1 protein-coding gene and 1 pseudogene are annotated in these 2,086 nt (G+C 65.4%); one reads left to right on the top strand and one right to left on the bottom strand.

Annotated features, from left to right (window positions below):
* Nucleotides 1–334, top strand: a pseudogene (locus tag AC1DWI_RS20855) (hypothetical protein); the annotation flags it as partial.
* Nucleotides 335–764: 430 nt separating this feature from the next.
* On the opposite strand, the gene AC1DWI_RS20850 reads toward AC1DWI_RS20855, so the two are convergent.
* Nucleotides 765–2,086: FAD-binding oxidoreductase (locus AC1DWI_RS20850; RefSeq protein WP_477725646.1), on the bottom strand; the 1,322-nt coding region annotated here is incomplete at its 5' end.

Genomic DNA, 2,086 nt, shown 5'->3' with positions numbered 1-2,086 from the left:
GGCCGCTGTAGCCCCCGCAGATGCAGGGAGTCAGGTAGCAGGAGCGGTGGTGCAAACTGCACTGGCCTCCGCAGCGGCCAATGCAGCGGCGCAGAACGCCGGCGGCTTTGGCGGATTCGGCGGCGGCCTGGGCGGCATGTTTGGCGGCATCGTGCAGCAGCTGGCAGGCAATACGGCCCAACAGGCCGCCAATAACGGCGTCGCCCAGCAGCAGGCCGCAACCGCGCAGCAACAGGCCGTTGCATTGCAGGGCCAACAGGCACAGGGCCGCAAGGAACATCTCACCAGCATGTTCCTGGCCAAGGGCTGCAAGATGAGTGATATCCAGAAGTAATTGAGCCCCCACGGTCGCTCACTTCGTGTAGCTCCCGAGGCCTTGCAGGCCGCGGCTCGCGAGACGCTTCGCCTCTGTCGCCCGTCCAAGCCTGCGCAGGCAGGCTTGGAGCCGCGGGCTCCAGCCCCTCCGGGGCCGCCCGCCTGCGGCCCGGCAAAGCCGAAAATTGGCACACCCCTATCGGGCTCACTGCGTGTAGCCCTTTTCCTCTTGCAGGGGACGGTGCCTGCGGCCCGGCAAAGCCGGTTCCGCGGCTCATGCTGGCTCGAAGATTCAGGGCGTATTCAGTGGGGGTATTCACCAGTGGGGGCCGAGGGTCCGGCTTCGCCGGCCCAAGGCGCCGCCCCCTCGAGGGGGGAACGGGCTACACGAAGTGAGCCCGGACGGGGGTGGTTATAGATCGCACTGCAAACGCGCAGTAGAGCTCGCTTCACAGCGAGAAAATCTTGCCCGGGTTCATGATGTTCTTCGGGTCGAGCGCACGCTTGATGGTGCGCATCATGTCGACCGCGCCGTCACCGGCTTCGGTTACCAGGAAATCCATCTTGTGCAGGCCAACGCCATGCTCGCCCGTGCAGGTGCCTTCAAGCGCCAGCGCGCGGGTGACCAGCTTGTGGTTCAGTGCTTCGGCTACTTCGCGCTCCTTGGGAATCGTCGGGTCGATCAAATAGCCGAAGTGGAAATTGCCGTCGCCCACATGGCCGACGAGGAAATAAGGAATGCCGCTGGCATCGACTTCGGCCACCGACTCCAGCAGGCAATCGGCCAGGCGCGAAATCGGCACGCAGGTGTCGGTGGAAATCGCGCGGCAGCCGGGCCGCGACTGGATGGCCGCGAAGTAGGCGTTGTGACGGGCGGTCCAGAGGCGCGTGCGCTCTTCCGGCGTGCTGGCCCATTCAAACGCGTTGCCGCCGTGGCCGCTGGCGAGCTCCTGCACCAGCTCGGCCTGCTCTTTCACGCTGGCGGGTGAGCCGTGAAACTCCATCAGCAGCATGGGCTCTTCGCGCAGCGTGAGCTTGGAGTGTGCATTGACCATGCGCACCGTGTTGTGGTCGATCAGCTCGACGCGCGCAATCGGAACCCCCAGCTGGATGATCTCGATGGTGGTGCGCACGGCAGCTTCGATGCTCGGAAAGGAGCACACCGCAGCGGAGATGGCTTCAGGCAGGGGGTACAGCCTGACGGTGACTTCGGTGATCACGCCCAGCGTGCCTTCGCTGCCCACCATCAGGCGCGTGAGGTCGTAGCCCGCCGATGATTTCTTGGCGCGCGTGCCGGTGCGGATGACGCTGCCGTCTGCGGTGACGACTTCCAGTGCCAGCACGTTCTCGCGCATGGTGCCGTAGCGCACCGCATTCGTGCCGCTGGCGCGCGTGGCGCTCATGCCGCCCAGGGTCGCGTCGGCGCCTGGGTCGATGGGGAAGAAGAGGCCCGTGCTTTTGACCTCTTCATTGAGCTGCTTGCGCGTCACGCCCGCCTGCACGGTAACGGTCAGGTCTTCGGCATTGATGGACAGCACCTTGTTCATGCGGCTCACGTCGATGCTGATGTCGCCCTGCACGGCCAGCAGATGGCCTTCAAGCGACGTGCCCACACCAAAGGGGATCACGGGCACGTTGAACTGGGCGGCGAGCTTGACCGCATCTGCCACGTCCTGCGTGCTTTCGGCAAACACCACGGCCGAAGGCGGCGGTGCGGCAAAGGAGGATTCGTCGCGGCCATGCTGCTCGCGCACTACCAGGGCGGTTGAGC

Source organism: Polaromonas sp. P3_C2, from assembly GCF_056402675.1.
This window is presented reverse-complemented; position numbering and strand designations above follow the sequence as displayed.